The organism is Bradyrhizobium erythrophlei, from assembly GCF_900129505.1.
Taxonomy (GTDB): Bacteria; Pseudomonadota; Alphaproteobacteria; order Rhizobiales; family Xanthobacteraceae; genus Bradyrhizobium; species Bradyrhizobium erythrophlei_D.
This window is the reverse complement of the sequence record NZ_LT670818.1, coordinates 1,152,558-1,173,115: the sequence shown is the minus strand read 5'-3', so window position 1 is coordinate 1,173,115 and position 20,558 is coordinate 1,152,558. Positions and strand designations below refer to the sequence as shown.

Sequence of the window (20,558 nt, the reverse complement as noted above, 5' to 3'; positions counted from 1 at the left end):
TTCAGGATGGGTTGAGCGCTTGCGAAACCCCTCGCACGGCTTCGGTGCGGTTTGATGGATATTGCGGAATTTATCACGCATTCGCGCGACCCGTTGGCTCAACCCTATGATCCCGGTTAGTTTTTCTTGAGTTTGCCGGCCAGTTGCTGGGCGACGATGGCGACCTGCCGTGCGCCGTGCGGCACCAGGAAGATGACGAGGAACAGGAGCACGCCGAACACGGCGCCGGAGAGGCCCTTCGAGATCCCCTCGGCGATGTTGGGCACGAAGATGATGAAGGCCGATCCCACGATCGAACCGGGCAGCCAGCCGACGCCGCCGACCACCATGCCGAGAAACAGCGAGATCGCCAACGTGATGGTATAGCTGTCGGGCGCCACGAACTGCACCGCAATGGCGCCTAACCCGCCGGCGACGCCGGTGATGCCGGCCGAGACGCCGAACGCCAGCGTCTTGTACAGCGCTACGTCGATGCCCATGGCGGAAGCCGCGATTTCGTTGTCGCGGATCGCCATGAAGGCGCGCCCCGAGCGCGATTTCAACAGGTTGACGGAGAAGATGTAGATCGCGATGGTGACCACCAGCGTGAAATAATACAGCCACGTGTCCTGCGACATCGGCAGGTTGAACGGCGCATCGGGCTTGGTCACGACCAGGCCCTGCACGCCGCCGGTCCAGTACTCGAAATAACCGAGCTTCAGAAGCTGAGGCATCGCGGTCGCCAGCGCGAAGGTGGCGAGCGCCAGATAGACGCCGGAAAGCCGCAGTGCCGGCTGGCCGAACAAAAATCCGAAACCGAAGCAGATGACGCCGGCGATCGGCAGCGTCAGCGCGTAATTGACGCCGCCATGCTCCATCAGGATCGCCGAGGTGTAGGCGCCGACCGCGTAGAACGCGCTCTGTCCCAGCGAAAACTGCCCGCTGCCGCCGGTCAGGATGTTCAGCGCCAGCACGGCGAGGCCGTAGATCAGCAGCATCGTCAGCTGGAAGATGATGAAATTCTTCACGAACAGCGGCACCACGATCAGCAGTGCCAGGATGGCCAGCGACGTGCCATAGCCGAGCGTCATGGCCCGCTTGGGAACGGCTTCCACCGCGGGTGCTTGGGTGACGACTTCCTCGACTGCGCTCATGATCAAACTCGCTTCACGATGGGCCGGCCGAACAGCCCAGCCGGTTTGACAACCAGGACGGTGATAATCAGCGCCAGCGCGATCGGCAGCTTCAGTTCGTTGCCGACGCCCGGAATGTAGGTTCCCGCGAGATTTTCGAAGATGCCGACCAGGAAGCCGCCGATCACGGCGCCGAACGGGCTGGTCAGCCCGCCTAGCACCGCGGCGGCAAATCCGTAGATCAGGACGCCGCCCATCATGTTCGGCTCCAGGAACACCACCGGGGCGATCAGCATGCCGGCGATCGAGCCGATCGCCGCCGCCATGCCCCAGCCGAGCGCGATCATCCAGGAGGTGTTGATGCCGACCAGCCGCGCCGATTCAGGCAGCGAGGCGGCGGCGCGCATCGCAAGTCCGATCCGCGTGTACTGGAAGAAGAAGAACAGCAACACCAGCAGCAGCACGGTGACGCCGATCATGCCGGCCTGATGGGTCGAGATCAGCTGGCTGCCGAGGAACGGCGTCGACCCGAACGGGGTCGGGTACTGCTTGATGGTGAAGTCCCAGATCAGCCCGGCGACGCTGTTGATGATCGCATACAGCGCGATGAAGCCGGCCACGTTGGTCAGGATCGGCGCTTTTGCCAGCGGCTTGAACAACAGCCGCTCGATCAGGATGCCGCCGGCGAAGGAGAGGGCCAGCGTGAGCACGAAGGCGCCCCAATAGGGGATGCCCCATTGCATCAGCTGCCAGGAAATGAAGGTCGAGAACATCGCCATTTCGCCTTGCGCGAAATTGAGATGGTCGATCGCCTGGTAGATCATGACCACCGCGAGCGCCATGCAGGCATAAATCGCGCCGGTGGCGATACCGGCCAGGATTTGATTGGTGAAAAGCTCCATCGGCCGGCTCCTCAATAACCCAGATAGGATTTACGGACGTCTTCGTTGTTGGCGATATCCTTGGCATTGCCCGCCATCACGATGCGTCCGGTTTCGATCACATAGGCCTGGTCGGCGAGCTCCAGCGCCAGCTGCGCGTTCTGCTCGACCACCAGGATGGTGACCTTGTCCTCGCGGTTGATCTTGCCGAGGATCTTGAAAAGGTCGCGCACGATCAGCGGCGCCAGGCCGAACGACGGCTCGTCGAGCAGCATAAGCCGCGGACGCAGCATCAGCGCGCGGGCGACCGCCAGCATCTGCTGTTCGCCGCCCGACAGCGTGCCGGCCTGCTGGGCATGGCGCTGCTTGAGCACCGGAAAGTGGTCGTACATCCGCTCGATGTCGGAGACGATGCCGGCCCGGTCCTTGCGCGAGATCGCGCCGAGCTGGAGGTTTTCCTCGACCGTCATGGTGGTGAAGGTGCCGCGGCCCTGCGGCACATGGGCGATGCCGAGGCGGACGATGTTCTCGGTGGAGCGGCCGGCGAGGGCGGAGCCTTCGAATTCGATCGCGCCGGTCGAGCGCACCATGTTGCAGATCGCCCGCAGCGTGGTGGTCTTGCCGGCGCCGTTGGCCCCGAGCAGCGTCGTCATGCTGCCTTCGCTGAGATCGAAGGTGAGGCCATGCAGCGCCTGGACCTGGCCGTAATAGGCGCGCAGGTCCTTTACATTGAGCATCACCGTCATTGGTCCTTGCTCCCGAGATAGGCCTTGATGACATCGGGGTCGGACTGCACCTGCGCCGGCGTTCCCTCGGCGAGCTTGCGGCCGAAATTCAGCGCGACCACGTGGTCGGCGATCGACATCACGAGCCCCATGTGATGCTCGACCAGCAGCACGGTGATGTTGCGTTCGTCGCGGATGCGGCGAATAAGCGCGCCCAGCACATGGACTTCCTCGTGATTGAGGCCGCCGGCGGGCTCGTCGAGCAGCAGGATCTTCGGATCGGCAGCGAGCGCCCGGGCCAGTTCGACGCGTTTCTGGGTGCCGAAAGGCAGGCCGGAAACCGTGACATGGGCGACATCGTCGAGGTCGAGATAGCCAAGGATATCGTGGACACGCTCGTTGAGCGCGGCCTCGCCGCGACGCACCCAGGGCAGTCGCAGCGAATCGCTGATGATGTCGCTGTTGGTGCGGGCATGGGTGCCGACCCGGACGTTGTCGAGCACCGAAAGATTGGGAAACAGCGCCACGTTCTGGAAGGTGCGGCCGATGCCGATTTCGGCGATCCGGTGCGGCGGGCGGGTCAGGATGCTGCGGCCGTCCATCAGGATATCGCCGCGGCTCGGCTGGTAGAGCCGCGAGAGGCAATTGAACAGCGTGGTCTTGCCGGCGCCGTTCGGACCGATCAGGCCGAGGATCTGGCCCCGCTTCATGTCGAAGGATACGCCATTCAGCGCGATGATGCCGCCGAACACGACGCTGACGTCGCGAACCGCAAGCAGGGGATACTGTCCCTGCGCGAGTTGTGCCTGCGTCATTTCGCTGCGCCCGAACCCGTCGGCGCGCGTTGAGCCTGCGAAACCGTTCGCCGGCCGCGATGATGAAGGCTACCTGATCCCCTCGACCACACGTGCAACTTTCCCTCCTGCTTTCAACTTTTTGCTTTCTTCTTTTTTTGAGTACGGTGTCGTCCCGCCAAGCGCCGCCTCGACGTTCCTTACCATCGCCACGAGACGAGGTCCAATATCGTTGCGCAGCCGCTCTTCCGTGAACCGGAATGCGGGCGCACCGCAATTAAACGCGTAAGGACCGGTTCCGTCATTAAGCTTTAAGGCTACGCCGACGGCATGGATGTCGTCGTGCCATTCGCCTGCCGAGATCGCAAAACCGAGCTTGGCCACCGTTTCGCCGGCGCGTTCGATGCCGTCGCGCATCCGGGGCCAGCGGCTGCCGTAATGTTCGCGCAGTTCGCGCAATAAAGCGGCACGCTCCTCGGCCGGCAGCGCCCAGATATAGGCCCGCCCCATCGCGGTAGTTGCAATCGGGACCCTCGAGCCGACGTCCAGTTGAACGCCGAGCGTCATGCCGCGGCTCTGGCCGAAATAGATCATGCTGGTGCGGTCGCGGCCGCCGACCGCCACGGCGCCGCCGGTCTCGCGCATCACTTCCTCGCGAAACGGCTCGGACAAATGCCGAACGCCGAGGTTGGCAAGCGCGGCATAGCCGAGCGCCATGGCCGACGGCGCCAGTTGATACTTCTCGAACCGCGGAACGGGTGTAAGGTAGCCCAGCTTGGTCAAGGTATATGTCAGCCGCGAAACGGTTGGCTTTGGTAAGTTGGTACGGGCCGCGATCTCCTGATTGCCAAGAAGCCCGTCGTTGGGACGGAATGCGCGCAACACATCGAGGCCGCGGGAAAGCGCGACGACGAAGCTGCGATCGGTCGCACCCTTCTTGGCTGGACGTTTCATGGCCTGCTGCCGCGTGGTCCTCGTTGACAAGGCACGTGCTTCAAAATAACCCTCCGTGTCAAGATGTGGAATTAAATTCCGCTGTGCGAAATAGCTGGTAAACGCAAGCCAACAACCAATTCTTGAACAACGCAACGAACAGTGCGGTAGCTTTAGGGAGAGTCTCGTGAACGAAGTCGTCAAGCTCGAACGTAATGACGTGGTCGCCATCGTCACAGTCAACAGCCCTCCCGTCAATGCGCTGAGCGCCGCGGTCCGCGGCGGCATCCTGGAATGCATGAACAGCGCGATCGCCGATCCCGAGGTAAAGGCGATCGTGCTGACCTGCGCCGGCCGCACCTTCATCGCCGGCGCCGACATCACCGAATTCGGCAAGCCGCCGAAGCCGCCGGGCCTCGCCGAAGTGCTGACGGCGATGGAGAACTCGCCGAAGCCGATCGTTGCCGCGATCCACGGCACCGCGCTCGGTGGCGGCCTCGAAGTTGCCCTTGCCTGTCATTTCCGCGTCGCGACCAAGGAAGCAAAGCTCGGCCTGCCCGAAGTGAAGCTCGGCCTGCTGCCGGGCGCCGGCGGAACGCAGCGGCTGCCGCGCGCGGTCGGCCCCGAACTCGCGGTCAAGATGATCGTAGGCGGCGATCCGATCGGGGCCGCTGACGCGCTCAAGAACGGTCTGATCGAGGAAATCGTCGAAGGCCCGGCCTCCGGCGGCGAAGCCTTTGCCCGCAAGGTGCTGGCGGAGAAGCGTCCCTTGCGGAAGCTGCGCGACGACGATTCCAAGCTCGCCGCGGCCAGGGCCGACCGCTCGATCTTCACCAATGCGGTCGCCGCGCTGACCAAGAAAGCACGCGGGCTGGAAGCGCCGTTCGCCGCGGCCGACGCGGTCGGCGCCGCGATCGACCTGCCGTTCGATGAAGGGTTAAAGAAGGAGCGCGAGGGTTTCCTCAAGCTCGTCGCAAGCGACCAGTCGAAGGCGCAGCGCTATGCGTTCTTCAGCGAGCGCGAAGCCGCCAAGATCGCGGGCGTTCCCGAAGGCACGAAACCGCGCAATGTCGAGCGTGTCGCCATCATCGGCGCCGGCACCATGGGCGGCGGCATCGCGATGTCGTTTGCCAATGCCGGTATCCCGGTCACGCTGATCGAGACCGGCGAGGAGCAGCTCAAGCGCGGCATGGGCGTGATGCAGAAGAATTACGAGGCGACCGCCGCCCGCGGCGGCATTCCGGCCGACGCCCCCGCCAAGCGCATGGGCCTGATCAACGGCGTGGTCGGGCTCGAGAATGTGAGAGATGCTGACCTGATCATCGAAGCCGTGTTCGAGACCATGGCGATCAAGAAAGAAGTGTTCACCGCGCTCGACAAGTTCGCCAAGCCGGGCGCGGTGCTGGCTTCCAACACCTCCTATCTCAACATCGATGAGATCGCGAAAGTGACCGGCCGTCCGCAGGACGTGCTCGGCATGCACTTCTTCTCGCCGGCCAACGTGATGAAGCTGTGCGAGATCGTGCGTGCGGCGAAGACCGCGCCGGATGCCCTGACCACCGCAGTCGCGGTGGCGCGCAAGATCGCAAAGGTGCCGGCGGTGGTCGGGGTCTGCGACGGTTTTGTCGGCAACCGGATGCTGGCGCAGCGCGGCAAGCAGTCGGAAAAGCTCCTGTTCGAAGGCGCGCTGCCGCAGCAGGTCGACGCCGTCGTGACGAAATTTGGCATGCCGATGGGCCCGTTCGCGATGAGCGATCTCGCCGGCCTCGATATCGGCTGGCGCTCGCGCAAAGACCGCGGCATCAAGTCGGAAATCGCCGACGCGCTGTGCGAGGCGGGGCGTTTCGGCCAGAAGACCGGCAAGGGCTATTACAAATATGAAGCCGGCTCGCGCGCGCCGCTGCCCGATCCGGAGGTCGAGAAGCTGATCGACGAGACGCTCACGCGGCTGGGCCGCAAGCGGCGGGTGGTCACCGACGACGAGATCCTCGAGCGCATGATGTATCCGATGATCAACGAGGGCGCGCGGATCCTCGAAGAGGGCATCGCGGCGCGTCCGAGCGACATCGACGTGATCTGGCTCTACGGCTATGGCTGGCCGATCTATCGCGGCGGCCCGATGTTCTATGCCGACCAGGTGGGCCTGAAGCACGTCGCCGACCGGCTGTCGTACTATGCCAAGGAAACCAACGATCCCTCGCTCGAACCGGCACCCCTGCTCAAGCGCCTCGCCGCCGAAGGCAAGACGTTCGCGTCGCTGGCCCAGACGGCGAAGGCTGCGTGATGGAAATGTTGCCTGCGCTCCACTTCACCTCTCCCAAAGGGAGAGGTCGGATTTCTCGCTTGGCGAGAAATCCTGGTGAGGGGTTGAGGCCTATCGATCGACCGTACCCCCTCACCCCCGCCTTCTCCCCATCGAAGTCGGATCTATCCGACTTCGACAATTTGGGATGCCCAGCCCGGGTAGACCCGAGTTGGGTGGAGAGGGGGCGCAGCGAACCCTGAGACGCAGATGCATCCTGGCGAAAAATTCTATCCGGAAGGGGTCCATTGGGACGATCCGATCGCGCGGGGCACGCTGCCTGATCTGTTGTCGAAGGCGGCGGCAGACTACGGCGAGCGGCCGGCGCTCGAATTCCGCGACCGGCCGATCAGCTACATTGGGCTGGAAGCCATGGTCGAGGTCGCGGCCTCGGCCTTCCTGCGCGCCGGCTACGGCAAGAATGCCTCGATCGCGCTGTTCCTCGGCAACTCGCCCGATCACCCGACCAATTTCTTCGGCGCGCTGAAGGCCGGCGCGCGCGTGGTGCATCTGTCGCCGCTCGACGGCGAGCGCGCGCTGTCGCACAAATTGAGCGACAGCGGCGCGCGCATCCTCGTCACCTCGGATCTTGCCGCGCTGCTGCCGATGGCGCTGAAGTTTCTCGAAAAAGGCCTGCTCGACCGCCTGATCGTCTGCGAGGACGATCATTGGGGCGCGGTCGGCAATCCGCACACGCCGATCCCGGATCATCCGGCGATCGTCACATTCAAAAAATTCGCCGAAGGCGCCGCAAAACCAGCGCAGTGGCCAAAGGTCGCAGCCGATGACGTGGCGCTGCTGCAATATACCGGCGGCACCACCGGCCTGCCCAAGGGCGCCATGCTCAGCCATGGCAACCTGACCTCGGCGGTGTCGATCTACGACGTCTGGGGCAAGAATACGCGGCCCAGGCGCGCCGGCCCCGCGCGCGTCATCTGCGTGCTGCCGCTGTTCCATATCTACGCACTGACGGTGATCCTGCTGCGCTGTCTCGAGCGCGGCGATTTGATCTCGCTGCACCAGCGCTTCGATGTCGAAGCGGTCATGCGCGACATCGAGGTCAAGCGGGCGACCGACTTTCCCGGCGTGCCCACGATGTGGATCGCGATCGCGAGCCTGCCCGATCTCGACAGACGCGACCTGTCGTCGCTCGTCAGCTGTGGTTCGGGCGGCGCGCCGCTGCCGGTCGAGGTCGCGCGAATCTTCGAGCGCAAGACCAACATGAAGCTGAAGAGCGGCTGGGGCATGACCGAGACCTGCTCGCCCGGCACCGGCCATCCGCCGGAAGGACCGGAAAAGCCGGGCTCTATCGGGCTGATGCTGCCGGGCATCGAGATGGACGTGGTGGCGCTGGAGGATTCCAGGAAGGTGCTGCCGCCGGGCGAAGTCGGCGAGATCCGCATCAAGGGACCGAATGTCACGAAGGGCTACTGGAACCGGCCCCAGGAAACCGCCGAGGCTTTTGTCGGCGACCGTTTTCTCACCGGCGACATCGGCTACATGGACCAGGACGGCTATTTCTATCTGGTCGACCGCAAGAAGGACATGATCATCTCCGGCGGCTTCAACGTTTATCCGCAGATGATCGAACAGGCGATCTACGAGCATCCCGCCGTGCAGGAGGTGATCGTGATCGGAATTCCCGACGATTACCGCGGCGAGGCGGCGAAGGCTTTTGTCAAATTGCGCGCCGGCGCAAAACCGTTCACGCTGGAGGAATTGAAGGCTTTTCTCGCCGGCAAGCTCGGCAAGCACGAGATTCCGGCCGCCCTCGAATTCGTCGACGAACTGCCGCGCACCTCCGTCGGCAAACTCTCCCGCCACGAATTGCGCAACCGGCAGCCGGCAGCGAAACAGCCGCAACTCGCCTCGGGGGGCGGCGCGTGATCGGCGTCGGCCAAACCTCCACCGTCGTCCCCGCGAACGCGGGGACCCATACCGCGAGGTCTCGCGTGTGGCCGGATGGCGGACGCCTTTCACGATCGCCCGCGCCGGTGATTATGGGTCCCGGCTTTCGCCGGGACGACGGAAGATAACGAATAAGACTTCAGCTCACAGGAGGATCCGATGGATCTCAGTTTCAGCAAGGAAGAAATGGCGTTTCGCGAGGAGGTGCGGGCCTTCTTCAGGGACAACGTGCCGCCGGAGACGCGGCGCAAACTGGTCGAGGGCCGGCATCTCTCCAAGGACGAGATGGTCGCCTGGTGGCGCATCCTCAACAACAAGGGCTGGGGCGTCTCGCACTGGCCGAAGGAATATGGCGGCACGGGGTGGACCTCGGTGCAGCACTACATCTTCAACGAGGAACTGCAGATGCACCCGGCGCCGGCGCCGCTGGCCTTCGGCGTCAGCATGGTCGGCCCTGTCATCTACACCTTCGGCAACGAAAAGCAGAAGCGAGAATATCTGCCGCGCATCGCCAATGTCGACGACTGGTGGTGCCAGGGCTTTTCGGAGCCTGGTTCGGGCTCCGACCTCGCCTCGCTGAAGACAAAGGCCGAGCGCAAGGGCGACAAATACATCATCAACGGCCAGAAGACCTGGACCACGCTGGCCCAGTACGCCGACATGATCTTCTGCCTCTGTCGCACCGATACCAACGCCAAGAAGCAGATGGGCATCTCCTTCATCGTGTTCAGCATGAAGTCGAAAGGCGTCACGGTGCGCCCGATCCAGACCATCGACGGCGGTCATGAGGTCAACGAGGTGTTCTTCGATGACGTCGAGGTGCCCGTCGAGAACCTGATCGGCGAAGAGAACAAGGGCTGGGACTACGCCAAATTCCTGCTCGGCAACGAGCGCACCGGCATCGCCCGCGTCGGCGTGTCCAAGGAGCGCATCCGCCGCATCAAGGAACTGGCCTCCAAGGTCGAGTCCGGCGGCAAGCCCGTGATCGAGGATTTGAAATTCCGCGAGAAGCTGGCCGAGGTCGAGATCGAGCTGAAGGCGCTGGAACTGACCCAGCTTCGTGTCGTCGCTGACGAAGGCAAGCACGGCAAGGGCAAACCCAATCCTGCTTCGTCCGTCCTGAAGATAAAAGGCTCGGAAATCCAGCAGGCCACCACCGAACTCTTGATGGAAGTGATCGGCCCGTTCGCCGCCCCCTACGACATCCACGGCGACGATGGATCCAACGAGACCATGGACTGGACCGCGCAGATCGCGCCGAGCTATTTCAACAACCGCAAGGTCTCGATCTACGGCGGCTCCAACGAGATCCAGCGCAACATCATCACCAAGGCCGTTCTGGGGCTTTAGGGAGCTGCGCGCGATTAACAACAGCAGTCGTCCCCCGCGAAGGCGGGGGACCCAGTACGCCGCGGCGGTCGTGGTTACGACAGGCGATTGCGATTACTGGATCCCCGCCTTCGCGGGGATGACGATGGAAAAAATTCGTAGGATGGGTTGAGCGAAGCGATACCCATCGTCGACAGAACCGAACCGGTGCGATGGGTCTCGCAAGTGCTCAACCCATCCTACGGGTTTGGTTCGCTAAACCGCTTCAGGCTTGATTTGAGAGAGTGAGAAGAACATGGATTTTGATCTGTCGGAGGAGCAGCGGCTTCTCAAGGAAAGCGTCGAGGGTCTGCTGGGCTCGTCCTACGATTTCGATAGCCGCAAGAAATACATGGCGGAGAAGGGCGGCTGGAGCAAAGCCGTCTGGAGCAAGCTCGCCGAACAGGGCCTGCTGGGCCTGCCGTTCTCCGAAGACGACGGCGGCTTCGGCGCCGGCGCGGTCGAGATCATGATCGTGATGGAAGCGATGGGCCGGGCGCTGGTGCTGGAGCCCTATCTCGCCACCGTTGTCGTCGCCGGCGGCTTCCTGCGCCATGGCGGTTCGGCCGAGCAGAAGGCCGCCTACATTCCCGGCATCATCGACGGCACCAAGACCTTTGCCTTCGCGCAGCTCGAGAAGAATTCGCGCTACGATCTCGCCGACGTCGCGACCACGGCCAAGAAGAAGGGTTCTGGCTGGGTCATCGACGGCGAGAAATTCGTCGTGCTCAACGGCGAGGCCGCCGACACCCTGATCGTGACCGCGCGCACCAGGGGCGGCCAGCGCGACGCCGGCGGCATCGGCGTATTCCTGGTGCCCGCCGACGCCAAGGGGATCACCAAGAAGGGCTATCCGACCCAGGACGGCCTGCATGCCGCCGACATCAGTTTTACGGGCCTCGAAATCGGCGCCGATGCCGCGATCGGCGATCCGGCAGATGGCCTGGCGCTGGTTGAACGCGTGGTCGACGAGGCCCGCACCGCGATCTGCGCCGAAGCCGTCGGCATCATGGACGAGTCGCTGAAGACCACGGTCGAATATCTCAAGACGCGAAAGCAGTTTGGCGTGCCGATCGGCAGCTTTCAGACCCTGCAGCACCGCGCCGCCGACATGTTCGTGGCGCTGGAGCAGGCCCGCAGCATGTCGATGTTCGCCACCATGGCGAACGATTTCGACAATGCCAAAGAACGCGCCACCGCGGTCGCCGCGGCCAAGGTGCAGGTCGGCAAGTCCGGCAAATTCGTCGGCCAGCAATCGATCCAGCTCCACGGCGGCATCGGCATGACCATGGAGGCCAAGATCGGCCACTACTTCAAGCGGCTGACCATGATCGAGAACAGTCTTGGCGACACCGACTACCACCTCCGCCGCGTCACCAACTCGGGCGGGCTGCTGTAGGTCTCGCCGTCATTCCGGGGCGATGCGAAGCATCGAGCCCGGAATCTCGAGATTCCCCGATGCGCAATTGCGCATCTGAGGTCTGGTCCTTCGGACCATCCCGGAATGACGAATGAGCCCGTCATTGCGAGCGAAGCGCAATCCGGGCTACGCAGCGCCACTAGAAAGGAACTGCCGTGAAAAACACCCCGTTCGATCTCACCGGCAAGGTCGCCGTCATCACCGGCTCCAGCCGCGGCATCGGCCGGTCCTCGGCCGAACTGCTCGCCAAACTCGGCGCAAAGGTGGTAATCTCCAGCCGCAAGGCCGACGCCTGCCGCGAGGTCGCCGACGGCATCAATAAATCCGGCGGCGACGCCCATGTCATCGCCTGCAACATCTCGCGCCGCGACGAGGTTGAGGCGCTGATTTCGGGCGCGACGAAACATTACGGCAAGATCGACATCCTGGTCTGCAACGCCGCGGTCAATCCCTATTACGGCCCGCTGCTCGAGATCACCGATGAAGCCTTCGACAAGATCATGAACTCCAACGTCAAGAGCAACATTTGGCTGTGCGCGCTGGCGATCCCGCAAATGGCGGCACGCGGCAGCGGTTCGGTCGTGATCGTGTCCTCGATCGGGGGCTTGCGCGGGTCCACCGTGATCGGCGCCTACGGGATTTCCAAGGCGGCGGATTTTTCGCTGTGCCGCAGCCTCGCCGGCGAATGGGGCCCGAAAGGCGTGCGCGTCAATTGCGTAGCACCAGGCCTGGTCAAGACCGATTTCGCCCGCGCGCTGTGGGAAGACGTAGAGCGCCTGAAACGCCGCTGCGCCACGACGCCCTTGCGCCGCATCGGCGAGCCCGACGAAATCGCCGGCGCCGTGGCCTATCTCGGCTCCGACGCCTCGAGCTTCATGACCGGCCAGACCATCGTGGTCGACGGCGGCGTCACCACGGCGTCGGTGTAGTTCTCCCCTCCTCCCACGCGCGAAGCGCGTGGCGGGGTCCGAGGCGAGCGAAGCTCGCTCTCGAGGTCGCGGGTGGGGGGTCTATCCGCTTGCTCCTCTGGCAGAGAGTTTGCTGAGCCGCCCCCCACCCCCGACCCCTCCCCGCCGCTGCGCGGGGGGAGGGGAGCAGAGCGTCGTGATATTGACGAACCAGTCCCAATCCGCTTGCCTCACCCCAAACCAACACTCCACCCGGGAAGCAACGCCAGGAAAAACATCATGTCCTTTGTGCTGGCCATCGATCAGGGCACCACGTCCTCGCGCGCCATCGTGTTTCGATCCGACATCTCGATCGCCGCGACCGCGCAGGCGGAGTTTCCGCAGTATTTTCCGGCCTCGGGCTGGGTCGAGCACGAGCCGGAGGACATCTGGACCTCGACCATTGCCACCTGCCGCGAGGCGCTGAACAAGGCTGGCGTCACGGCGAAAGACATCGCCGCGATCGGCATCACCAACCAGCGCGAAACCACTGTGGTGTGGGACCGCGCCACCGGCACCGCCGTTCATCGTGCCATCGTCTGGCAGGACCGCCGCACCGCCGACATCTGCGCGCGACTGAAGAGCGAAGGCCACGAACCGATAATTTCCGCGAAAACCGGCCTGATTATCGATCCCTATTTCTCCGGCACCAAAGTGGCGTGGATCCTCGACCACGTCCCCGGCGCGCGGGCGCGGGCCGAGCGCGGCGAGCTGATGTTCGGCACCGTCGATTGCTATCTCTTGTGGCGGCTGACCGGCGGCAAGGTGCATGCGACCGACGCCACCAACGCCTCGCGCACGCTGCTGTTCAACATCCACACCGGCGAATGGGACGACGAGCTGCTGAAGATCCTGCGCGTGCCGCGCTCGATGCTCCCGGAGGTGAAGGATTCCTCCCACCTTTTCGGCAGCAGCATCCCGGAACTGTTCGGCGGCGCGATCGCGATCTCCGGCATCGCCGGCGACCAGCAGGCCGCCACCATTGGACAAGCCTGTTTCACGCCGGGCATGATCAAGTCCACCTACGGCACCGGCTGCTTTGCCCTGCTCAACACCGGCTCAACGCCGGTCGCCTCCAACAACAAGCTGCTGACCACCATCGCCTATCAACTGCAGGGAAAACGCACCTACGCGCTGGAGGGCTCGATCTTCGTCGCCGGATCGGCGGTGCAGTGGCTGCGCGACGGGATCGGGCTGATCAAGCAGGCCTCCGACACCGATCCGCTCGCCGAGCAATCCGATTCCACCCAGAGCGTCTACCTGGTGCCGGCCTTTGTCGGCATGGGTGCACCCTACTGGAATCCGCGCGTGCGCGGCGCGCTGTTCGGGCTGACCCGCAACACCGGTCCTGCCGAGATCGCGCATGCCGTGCTCGAAAGCGTCTGCTACCAGACCGTCGACCTTTTGGCCGCGATGCGCGCCGACTGGCCCGAGGCCGAGGCCGCCAACATCGTGCTCCGCGTCGACGGCGGCATGACCGCCTCGCAATGGACCATGCAGCGCCTCGCCGACCTGCTCGACGCGCCGGTCGACCGCCCGGTGATCCAGGAAACCACCGCGCTCGGCGCCGCGTATCTCGCGGGGCTTTCCGCCGGAATCTATCCCGAGCCCGCAAAATTCGCCGACAACTGGCGGCTGGAACACCGCTTCAAGCCGAACATGAGCCAGGCCACGCGGGAGCGGAAGCTCGCCGGGTGGGCGCGCGCGGTGAAGGGACTGCTGGCGAGCGACGAGGGGGAGGGGTAGTTGCGCGAATACGTTCTCTATTCTGATCATCTCTGGCCGCGCTTCGTCTCCTGAGCCCGAAGTCGATAGGCCCATTAGCGTGAGCTAGGATAAAGCTCGTCGCGCAACTGCCAGAAAAGAAACCAACTGCCCAACAAAATTGTTGCGGCGAGCTGGGCTATGAATGTCCAAAAAGCCACAAATTCCACAACTCCAAAGCTGCTTGATGGAGGGATGTACGCTCGCGCCACCAAGAAAGTAATCAACATAGGTAACGCGGCAAGTATCGCGATGACCCAACGGGGTCTTGGCGGGTAATTAGGAAGCAAGAAAATATAAGCAAGAACTACAAAAAGAGGGATTAGCAGATAAGCTCCGAAAGCTCTGTACCATCCCTCTTGATAATAAAATATCTGAGATCCTGCACCTCCTGCAGCAACCAACATACCCGCCAACCAACCTCCTATCCCACCAAAAACAAACTCACAAGCTTTGCCAAATCCAAGCTTCAGAAGCTCATTTCTTTGATTCACAGAAATCTTCTCCTAGATTCACGGGGAAGGCGCTGTACGAGGCAACTAGTATGCATTGCGAACTCGGGTTGTTCCCCTCCCAACGAATTGTAATTGGGTGTTCGACTAAGAAAAGCGGCGCATTAGCTGCAGCATTGCTAGGCATTTGGATTCGCGCCGTCCCGTCAACAGTTGAAATTTCAAGAGATTCGGGTGACTCCCTCAAGCGAGCCAATGTTGAGACGAATATCTCGGGAGATTTGCTCCACATAGCTAGCAACGCCGGTGCGAATATTCTTGGTCTGACCTTGTTGGAAGCGGGCCTAGCGGAAATTTCGGTGAAAATCGCACCCTTTTCTCTAATCACGTAGGAAGAGACCCTAACTTTTCCTGATGAGTTCTCGATCACATCAGCCACGGGGGGAATTTGAGAAAGGTCGCCTTTATTTTGGACCTGCAGAACCTCTGAATCGGGAAGCTGTCCTAATGCGACGGCTTTTGCGATGGCTCCGCCGTAGTTGGTTGGCTTTGTATAAATAAACTGTAGGGATGGATTGTTGGCGTCTGCCGCTTTCTTCTGTGCATCTTCGACGCTCATCCAAACCTCGGCTTCAACATGAGCCCGTCTAAAGGCGCTCAACTCGGTTGGAGCCCGTATTGGATCTTTAAAGGCCGATGGTCTGACTCTTACCCGCTGTCGAGATGTATCCAAATCTTGTGCGCCGAAATCGTCGATCAGCTTCCAAAATAAGAGTGGAATTGTTTCATTGCTGGGATTTACTACCTCGTAGCGGAAGCAAAGGAAGTTTTGCTGCCAAGGTGCGGGTTCAGACAATGAATGTATGTCTATTGGATAATTCTTCCCGCCTTCAAAAAATGATTGACGTTCGCTTGTTGCATTCGGAATGTTAGGTCCTAAATGACCGACTAAATCGCAGGCAAGCTTGTCAGAAAAGGCAACGTCAGAACTGACCAAGAGGTTTAATAGAGCCAGGGCCACTGCAAGAGCGGCACCAAAAAGTTCTTTCAACATCTTGCCTCCAATTCAAAAGGTTTGCTCGATTCAATTTTTGTGACGTAAATATAGTTACAACTATTACGAGAAGTGAGCGATCTGGTCAATCGGAAACCACGCTAGAGCTGCGGCGCAAAATGCGTGCTCGCTAACTCCATCTTCTTGAGGATAATTACTAAGCCATGTTCCTGATCGGCCAATACGACTCCCCCTTCACCCGCCGCGTCGCGATTGCGCTGCGGCTTTACGGGCTCGCCTTCGAGCACCGGCCGTGGTCGACCTTCGGCGAAGGCGACAAGATCGCGCCCTATAACCCGCTGCGGCGGGTGCCGACGCTGGTGCTGGACGACGGCGAGGCGCTGATCGAGAGCACGGCGATCCTGGATTATCTCGACGAGCTGGTTGGGCCGGAGAAGGCGATGATCGCCGTGCGCGGGCCGGAGCGGCGGCATGGCTTGAAGATATGCGCGCTGGCGACCGGGCTCGGCGACAAGGCGGTGAGCCTTGTCTATGAGCGCGTGCTGCGCAAGGAGCCGTCGAAAATCTGGGTCGATCGCTGCGTGAGCCAGGTCGGTGGCGTGCTTGACGTGCTGGAACAGGAGCGCGCCGGCGTCATCACGCCGTACTGGTTCGGGACACGCATCGGCCACGCTGACATCGCGGTCGCCTGCGTGCTGCGCTTTGCCGGCGAGGCGCACCCGGCGCTGTTTCCCGCCGCGCGCTATCCCGAACTCGCGGCCCATTGCGCGCGCTGTGAGGCGCTGCCGGTGTTCGCCGAAATCGCGCAGCCGCTCGCCCCGCCGAGCGGCGATTGAGCGTTCTAGTCCCTCCCCCCGCTTGCGGCTTCGCAAGCGGTGGGGAGGGTGGCCGGCCGAAGGCCGGTCGGGTGGGGGGTGTTTCAGCAAAGGAATTTTTCCGCGCACTGCCGTGCGCGACCCCTACCCGTCACATCGTTCGCTTCACTCACGATGTGCCACCCCAAGAGCGAACTTCGCTCGTCTCGACGCCGCAAGGGGGAGGGACAAGAGGCCGCAGCGACTAAATGCGTTTTTAGGAATCGAAATAATTTTTTAGTCGTTGCTCCGCTACACCGTCGGCAACGCCGTGCCATTGTCAACGCTATTGAAATCACGCCTGCCGCATGCTGATCGAACACGATTGGTGATTCACACAAGCCGCCATTCACGCAGTGTCGCGCAAGCGTGATGTTCACTCGGCGAGCATTCTCCGATGCGACGCCTACATACTCCTCAACAGAAAACTCCGCAGGAAACGTTCTTTAACCAAGCAGCAGTGATCGCCAGCGCGAGTTCTCCGCACAGAACAACACGGAGAACGACAATGACTACATTCAAAATTCTGATCGCAGCAGCGCTGCTGTCGATCGCCACGGTAAGCTCTGCAAGCGCGCAGCTCCCAACCTGGGCCAACTCGAATCCGGATGCGTTTCAGGCGCAATACCCGGACCGGGATGTCCTCAACGGAGGCGCGCTGACACCTGCAGGCAGAATGGGCCTGGAGCGGGCAAACGGTGCGGCTCCTGTCTTTCGGGAAAGCAACGCTTATGCGGCAATGGGGCGCCCTGCTGCCTCGTCCCGCGCCCAGCTCCATCATTCCTTTGGCTACGATGGTCGTCGCCATGTCCGCCAGTGATGCGCGCAGCAACGTCAGCCTGAAACACAATCACCAGGGTGCGACCGCCGCGCGGCGGCGCATCCTGGTGGCACGTGCGATGGCGACGAGATCAAGCAATGTCGGCGTGTCGACACGGAAATCGACGATTCAAGCACGAAACATCCGCGGCTGCCGCCGTGACGGCTGTTCGAACCCCGGTTGTGTGGTAGGTTGCCGCCATCAACTCCGGGGTGACCATGTTGCACACAGCCTATCGTTCGATCGTTGGAAGATTGCCTGTTTCGGTGAAGGCTCCGCTGAAGCGAATGGCGCTCACGATCGTCGGAAGTCCTTCGGTGCCACCCCAGCTAACTGAGCCGACGAACCCGCCGCCCGTCGATCTGGTAAAATCCCGGATAGAGTTCGCAGAAAGTTATTTCCAATATGCCAGATTGGAGATTCCGCGATGGGCGCACCACTCCCGCGAGAACGATAACTTCACGTACGATTTGACCGAACAGAGCCTTGACTATCTTGCTGCGACCGTTTCCACCGTGACGGGCGCCGAGATTGATATTATTCGCTCTTATCTTGAAGAGCCCGAGGCGGACCTGTCAGATTATCTTTGCCCGAGGGCAGCGGCGCTTCCAATCGACAAACCAACTTCATTTGGAAGACGGCTGGGATGGTATGCCATAGCCAGAGCGATGAAGCCGCGCGTGACAATAGAAACGGGGGTGCATTTCGGTCTCGGAAGTGTCCTTCTATGTTCGGCGTTGCGCCGTAACGCCGGGGAGGGGTACGCCGGTAAATATTACGGCACAGACATCAATCCCGACGCCGGCGTTCTTTTGGCGGAGCCACTCAACCAGTACGGCAAAATCCTGTATGGCGATTCAATCGCGTCGTTGCGGGGCATCGACGAAACCATCGACCTCTTCATCAACGACAGCGATCACTCCGCCGAGTATGAGGGGCAGGAGTACGGACTCGTCGAATCCAGGCTGTCACCGAAGGCGATTGTTCTCGGCGATAATTCCCATGTCACGAATGAGCTTTTTAAATTTTCCGCCAGGACGGGAAGGCATTTTTTGTTTTTCAAGGAAAATCCCAAGGACCATTGGTATCCTGGCGCAGGAATTGGGATATCTTTCCCCCGCGATTAGCTGCGGTGCGTTGAAGCGGCCGTGGGATCCCGCAGATGCCGGGGACGCGGCACGGGGCGCGCCGTGCTAGGGCTTCGCGTCCGGTGTGCCGTCAACGGCCGTGCCTTGCTGATCCCGTTCCTGCGCCAGCAGCAATTCCTTCAGCGTGCCATCGCTGAGCTTGCCGGTGGTGGACGGTATCCGGCGCTCGGCTGATTCCACCGGCGCAAACGGGCCCCGCGGATGAACGGGAGCCTGCGCCAGCGTGCCCGATGTGAAGACCTCGCCGGTTTCCTGGGTTTCGCCGACATCCCCGCTCGCGGCCGCGCCGCTCTTTTGCAACGCGCTCGTCGGGCGCCGCTCGGTCTTCTTCGGCTTCGGCGGCGCCGGCGTGTAGACGATCGGCGGCAGGATGTGATGGCGCGACATGGCGGTGTCCCCTCGGCCTTCGTCCGATCTAGCCGGTGATTCGCAGCGTGCTGCCAGTTACAATTCCGTCATTCGGAGCATTTGTCTCGAGGCGTTCTTCATCCCTCCCCCCGCTTGCGGCGGGGAGGGTGGCCGGCCGAAGGCCGGTCGGGTGGGGGGTGCTTCAGCAAAGAGATTCTTGGCGCACAGCCAAGCGCCACGCCCCGACACATCGTTCGCTGCGCTACCCTGCCCGCAAGGGGGGATTAGCTTAACCAACTGTCCAGCAAACCCTCACTTGGCACCGGGAGATCGGCGATTTTGGATCGAGAAACTGCTAATTTCAAAACTCGAGTTAGCAATTTTCAGCCTGAGACTGTTTATCGATTAGACGAAAATATTCCAACGCATTATATACGTGAAGAGCAGCTATGCACTTGAGTTGTTAGCGGTGGCTGACAAACACTTGAAAAAAAATGTACATCAAAACGAGTGCTCCAAGGATTCGTAATACAAATCCGGTCCAAGTCTTTTTTGTCGTCTCATTTTTTTTGTTGATTTCTTTTTCAGCCTTTTGCTTGTCTTCCCGAGCGTTCTTTAGCTCGTCCCGAGCGTTACGCCGATTTTCTGCCCATCTCGCATACATTTCCGAGGGCGTTTGGGATTGGATTTTGGCAAGCAGCCGCTTGATCGTCTCGATCTCTTCATCCTTCTTTTTTAGCGCTGCCATCTTTTCCGCAAGCGCTCGCTTGATCGTTTCGACCTCTTCATCCTTCGTTTTTGCCGTCACCATCAGGCTTCGATTTCTATCCTCTAATTTGCCAACGTCTGTTTGAAGTCGGTCGATTTCCAACATTTTTTCCTGCAAGACACGCCCTTGTATTTCCTCTTTGTCCTGCTTGATCTGGTTGATCTCCGCTTGCTTCTCTGCAAGCAGTCGCTTGTATTTCTGTTCGAGCTTTTCAAGCCTAACCTCAGGATCGGAGGCCCATGCAACATTTTTGGCCAAAACAAACTCGTTAATCTCACCGAGATTGCGTTTTTGCGGAGCCGGTAAATTCGGGTAAGCCGCTATTCGTCGCTTCAGATCATCAAACAACCTATCCAATGTAATTGCTTCTACCTTCTCGCTAATACCATTTGTCAAGGTTTCAATTAGTCTTCCAGTGAATCCAGTGTATGGGTCTTTTGGTAACGAGAAGGATTGAGAGTTCTTTGATCCTGAAGATATCGAATAGGTGCCCTTTATGTCGAGCGCGTTCGCAAGAATGGCTTCGGCTGCGCCACCCATTTCGCCCGCGTGAATTTCACCGCTGTAGCAGCAGTCAAAAATCAAGATTTTCTTGGCCGCCGGAGATTGCGCAATAATTCGTTGAATTTTTTGCCACTCGACCCCATTTATAAAACACAACTCCTGAGTTGTTTCTCTTGTCGCTATAAATAGACCTGACTCCACGCTCGATTTGATGCCGTGTCCGGAATAGTAGACTAAAAGGGTGTCGGTGGCACTGTTTGCTGCACCGGCTAGACGGATCAGTAAGGACGTCGCAGAGGGTGCATCCAGAATTGTTTCGACGCAGCGCGTCGGAAGACCTATTATTTCTGGATTGTAGAAAAGTTTGGCCAGCTCTTTTAGGTTGTTCTCAACCGCGGGCAAATCCGGCAAATTTGCCTCATCGAACTCACAATGCGTAGTGCCGATTAACACAACGCGAGATTTTGACGGTTCAAATGAAAGCGTCATTGTTT

General features: G+C 61.0%; 18 protein-coding genes. 9 read left to right on the top strand and 9 right to left on the bottom strand.

Going from position 1 to position 20,558, the window contains the following annotated elements:
• Window positions 1-116: 116 nt before the first annotated feature.
• The 5 genes from B5525_RS05565 to B5525_RS05545 form a co-directional block, all read right to left on the bottom strand.
• Entirely contained in the window at window positions 117-1,133 is a 1,017-nt protein-coding gene (locus B5525_RS05565; RefSeq protein ID WP_079565105.1) for a branched-chain amino acid ABC transporter permease, read from the bottom strand.
• A gap of 2 nt (window positions 1,134-1,135) precedes the next feature.
• Window positions 1,136-2,014 (bottom strand): branched-chain amino acid ABC transporter permease, encoded by an 879-nt coding sequence (locus B5525_RS05560; protein ID WP_079565104.1) that lies wholly within the window; start codon window positions 2,012-2,014, stop codon window positions 1,136-1,138.
• A gap of 11 nt (window positions 2,015-2,025) precedes the next feature.
• The gene (locus tag B5525_RS05555; RefSeq protein WP_079565103.1) at window positions 2,026-2,739 is read right to left on the bottom strand and encodes an ABC transporter ATP-binding protein; all 714 of its coding nucleotides are present in this window, start codon (window positions 2,737-2,739) and stop codon (window positions 2,026-2,028) included.
• On the bottom strand, window positions 2,736-3,533 hold the full coding sequence (locus tag B5525_RS05550) for an ABC transporter ATP-binding protein (protein WP_079565102.1): 798 nt from the start codon (window positions 3,531-3,533) through the stop codon (window positions 2,736-2,738). Before B5525_RS05550 ends, B5525_RS05555 begins: the two co-directional genes overlap by 4 nt.
• A gap of 69 nt (window positions 3,534-3,602) precedes the next feature.
• A complete protein-coding gene (locus B5525_RS05545) occupies window positions 3,603-4,466 on the bottom strand; it encodes an IclR family transcriptional regulator (RefSeq protein WP_079565101.1) in 864 nt (287 codons plus the stop codon).
• Window positions 4,467-4,632: 166 nt separating this feature from the next.
• Here B5525_RS05545 and B5525_RS05540 point away from each other — a divergent pair, with 166 nt between their 5' ends.
• From B5525_RS05540 to glpK, 6 genes are all read left to right on the top strand, one after another.
• Entirely contained in the window at window positions 4,633-6,729 is a 2,097-nt protein-coding gene (locus B5525_RS05540) for a 3-hydroxyacyl-CoA dehydrogenase NAD-binding domain-containing protein (RefSeq protein WP_079565100.1), read from the top strand.
• Between the two features lie 228 nt (window positions 6,730-6,957).
• On the top strand, window positions 6,958-8,634 hold the full coding sequence (gene pimA / locus B5525_RS05535; RefSeq protein WP_079565099.1) for a dicarboxylate--CoA ligase PimA: 1,677 nt from the start codon (window positions 6,958-6,960) through the stop codon (window positions 8,632-8,634).
• A 180-nt stretch (window positions 8,635-8,814) separates the two neighbouring features.
• Window positions 8,815-10,005, top strand: a complete 1,191-nt coding sequence (pimC, locus tag B5525_RS05530) for a pimeloyl-CoA dehydrogenase large subunit (RefSeq protein WP_079565098.1) — start codon at window positions 8,815-8,817, stop codon at window positions 10,003-10,005.
• Between the two features lie 274 nt (window positions 10,006-10,279).
• Window positions 10,280-11,422, top strand: a complete 1,143-nt coding sequence (gene pimD / locus B5525_RS05525; protein ID WP_079565097.1) for a pimeloyl-CoA dehydrogenase small subunit — start codon at window positions 10,280-10,282, stop codon at window positions 11,420-11,422.
• A gap of 176 nt (window positions 11,423-11,598) precedes the next feature.
• Window positions 11,599-12,372 carry an SDR family NAD(P)-dependent oxidoreductase gene (locus tag B5525_RS05520; protein WP_079565096.1) on the top strand — a complete coding sequence of 258 codons (774 nt, stop codon included), beginning with the start codon at window positions 11,599-11,601 and terminating at the stop codon, window positions 12,370-12,372.
• A 258-nt stretch (window positions 12,373-12,630) separates the two neighbouring features.
• Window positions 12,631-14,136, top strand: a complete 1,506-nt coding sequence (gene glpK / locus B5525_RS05515) for a glycerol kinase GlpK (RefSeq protein ID WP_079565095.1) — start codon at window positions 12,631-12,633, stop codon at window positions 14,134-14,136.
• 74 nt (window positions 14,137-14,210) lie between these two features.
• Here the strand turns inward: glpK and B5525_RS43620 are convergent, their stop codons facing one another.
• Window positions 14,211-14,648: a hypothetical protein gene (locus B5525_RS43620; protein WP_154073076.1), complete on the bottom strand. Its 438-nt coding sequence runs from the start codon at window positions 14,646-14,648 to the stop codon at window positions 14,211-14,213.
• Complete coding sequence (locus B5525_RS43615; RefSeq protein ID WP_154073075.1) at window positions 14,632-15,660, bottom strand: hypothetical protein; 1,029 nt, start codon at window positions 15,658-15,660, stop codon at window positions 14,632-14,634. Before B5525_RS43615 ends, B5525_RS43620 begins: the two co-directional genes overlap by 17 nt.
• Window positions 15,661-15,824: 164 nt before the next feature.
• Here B5525_RS43615 and B5525_RS05510 point away from each other — a divergent pair, with 164 nt between their 5' ends.
• The 3 genes from B5525_RS05510 (at window position 15,825) to B5525_RS05500 (ending at window position 18,422) form a co-directional block, all read left to right on the top strand.
• Window positions 15,825-16,457 carry a glutathione S-transferase family protein gene (locus B5525_RS05510; RefSeq protein WP_079565094.1) on the top strand — a complete coding sequence of 211 codons (633 nt, stop codon included), beginning with the start codon at window positions 15,825-15,827 and terminating at the stop codon, window positions 16,455-16,457.
• Between the two features lie 526 nt (window positions 16,458-16,983).
• The gene (locus tag B5525_RS05505) at window positions 16,984-17,295 is read left to right on the top strand and encodes a hypothetical protein (protein ID WP_244567837.1); all 312 of its coding nucleotides are present in this window, start codon (window positions 16,984-16,986) and stop codon (window positions 17,293-17,295) included.
• A 218-nt stretch (window positions 17,296-17,513) separates the two neighbouring features.
• The gene (locus tag B5525_RS05500; protein ID WP_079565093.1) at window positions 17,514-18,422 is read left to right on the top strand and encodes a class I SAM-dependent methyltransferase; all 909 of its coding nucleotides are present in this window, start codon (window positions 17,514-17,516) and stop codon (window positions 18,420-18,422) included.
• Window positions 18,423-18,488: 66 nt separating this feature from the next.
• On the opposite strand, the gene B5525_RS05495 is transcribed toward B5525_RS05500, so the two are convergent.
• Window positions 18,489-18,830, bottom strand: coding sequence for a hypothetical protein (locus tag B5525_RS05495; protein ID WP_079565092.1), 342 nt, complete (start codon window positions 18,828-18,830; stop codon window positions 18,489-18,491).
• Window positions 18,831-19,254: 424 nt separating this feature from the next.
• The gene (locus B5525_RS05490) at window positions 19,255-20,553 is read right to left on the bottom strand and encodes a caspase family protein (RefSeq protein ID WP_079565091.1); all 1,299 of its coding nucleotides are present in this window, start codon (window positions 20,551-20,553) and stop codon (window positions 19,255-19,257) included.
• Window positions 20,554-20,558: the final 5 nt, after the last annotated feature.

What these genes read in the sequence shown, in the direction of transcription:
- B5525_RS05500 (WP_079565093.1), top strand. Translation starts at nt 17,514, where the DNA reads ATGTTGCACACAGCCTATCGTTCGATCGTTGGAAGATTGCCTGTTTCG.
- glpK (WP_079565095.1), top strand. Translation starts at nt 12,631, where the DNA reads ATGTCCTTTGTGCTGGCCATCGATCAGGGCACCACGTCCTCGCGCGCC.
- B5525_RS05505 (WP_244567837.1), top strand. Translation starts at nt 16,984, where the DNA reads ATGACTACATTCAAAATTCTGATCGCAGCAGCGCTGCTGTCGATCGCC.
- B5525_RS05510 (WP_079565094.1), top strand. Translation starts at nt 15,825, where the DNA reads ATGTTCCTGATCGGCCAATACGACTCCCCCTTCACCCGCCGCGTCGCG.
- pimA (WP_079565099.1), top strand. Translation starts at nt 6,958, where the DNA reads ATGCATCCTGGCGAAAAATTCTATCCGGAAGGGGTCCATTGGGACGAT.
- B5525_RS05495 (WP_079565092.1), bottom strand. Translation starts at nt 18,830, where the DNA reads ATGTCGCGCCATCACATCCTGCCGCCGATCGTCTACACGCCGGCGCCG.
- pimD (WP_079565097.1), top strand. Translation starts at nt 10,280, where the DNA reads ATGGATTTTGATCTGTCGGAGGAGCAGCGGCTTCTCAAGGAAAGCGTC.
- B5525_RS05565 (WP_079565105.1), bottom strand. Translation starts at nt 1,133, where the DNA reads ATGAGCGCAGTCGAGGAAGTCGTCACCCAAGCACCCGCGGTGGAAGCC.
- B5525_RS43615 (WP_154073075.1), bottom strand. Translation starts at nt 15,660, where the DNA reads ATGTTGAAAGAACTTTTTGGTGCCGCTCTTGCAGTGGCCCTGGCTCTA.
- pimC (WP_079565098.1), top strand. Translation starts at nt 8,815, where the DNA reads ATGGATCTCAGTTTCAGCAAGGAAGAAATGGCGTTTCGCGAGGAGGTG.
- B5525_RS05550 (WP_079565102.1), bottom strand. Translation starts at nt 3,533, where the DNA reads ATGACGCAGGCACAACTCGCGCAGGGACAGTATCCCCTGCTTGCGGTT.
- B5525_RS05545 (WP_079565101.1), bottom strand. Translation starts at nt 4,466, where the DNA reads ATGAAACGTCCAGCCAAGAAGGGTGCGACCGATCGCAGCTTCGTCGTC.
- B5525_RS05560 (WP_079565104.1), bottom strand. Translation starts at nt 2,014, where the DNA reads ATGGAGCTTTTCACCAATCAAATCCTGGCCGGTATCGCCACCGGCGCG.
- B5525_RS05555 (WP_079565103.1), bottom strand. Translation starts at nt 2,739, where the DNA reads ATGACGGTGATGCTCAATGTAAAGGACCTGCGCGCCTATTACGGCCAG.
- B5525_RS05490 (WP_079565091.1), bottom strand. Translation starts at nt 20,553, where the DNA reads ATGACGCTTTCATTTGAACCGTCAAAATCTCGCGTTGTGTTAATCGGC.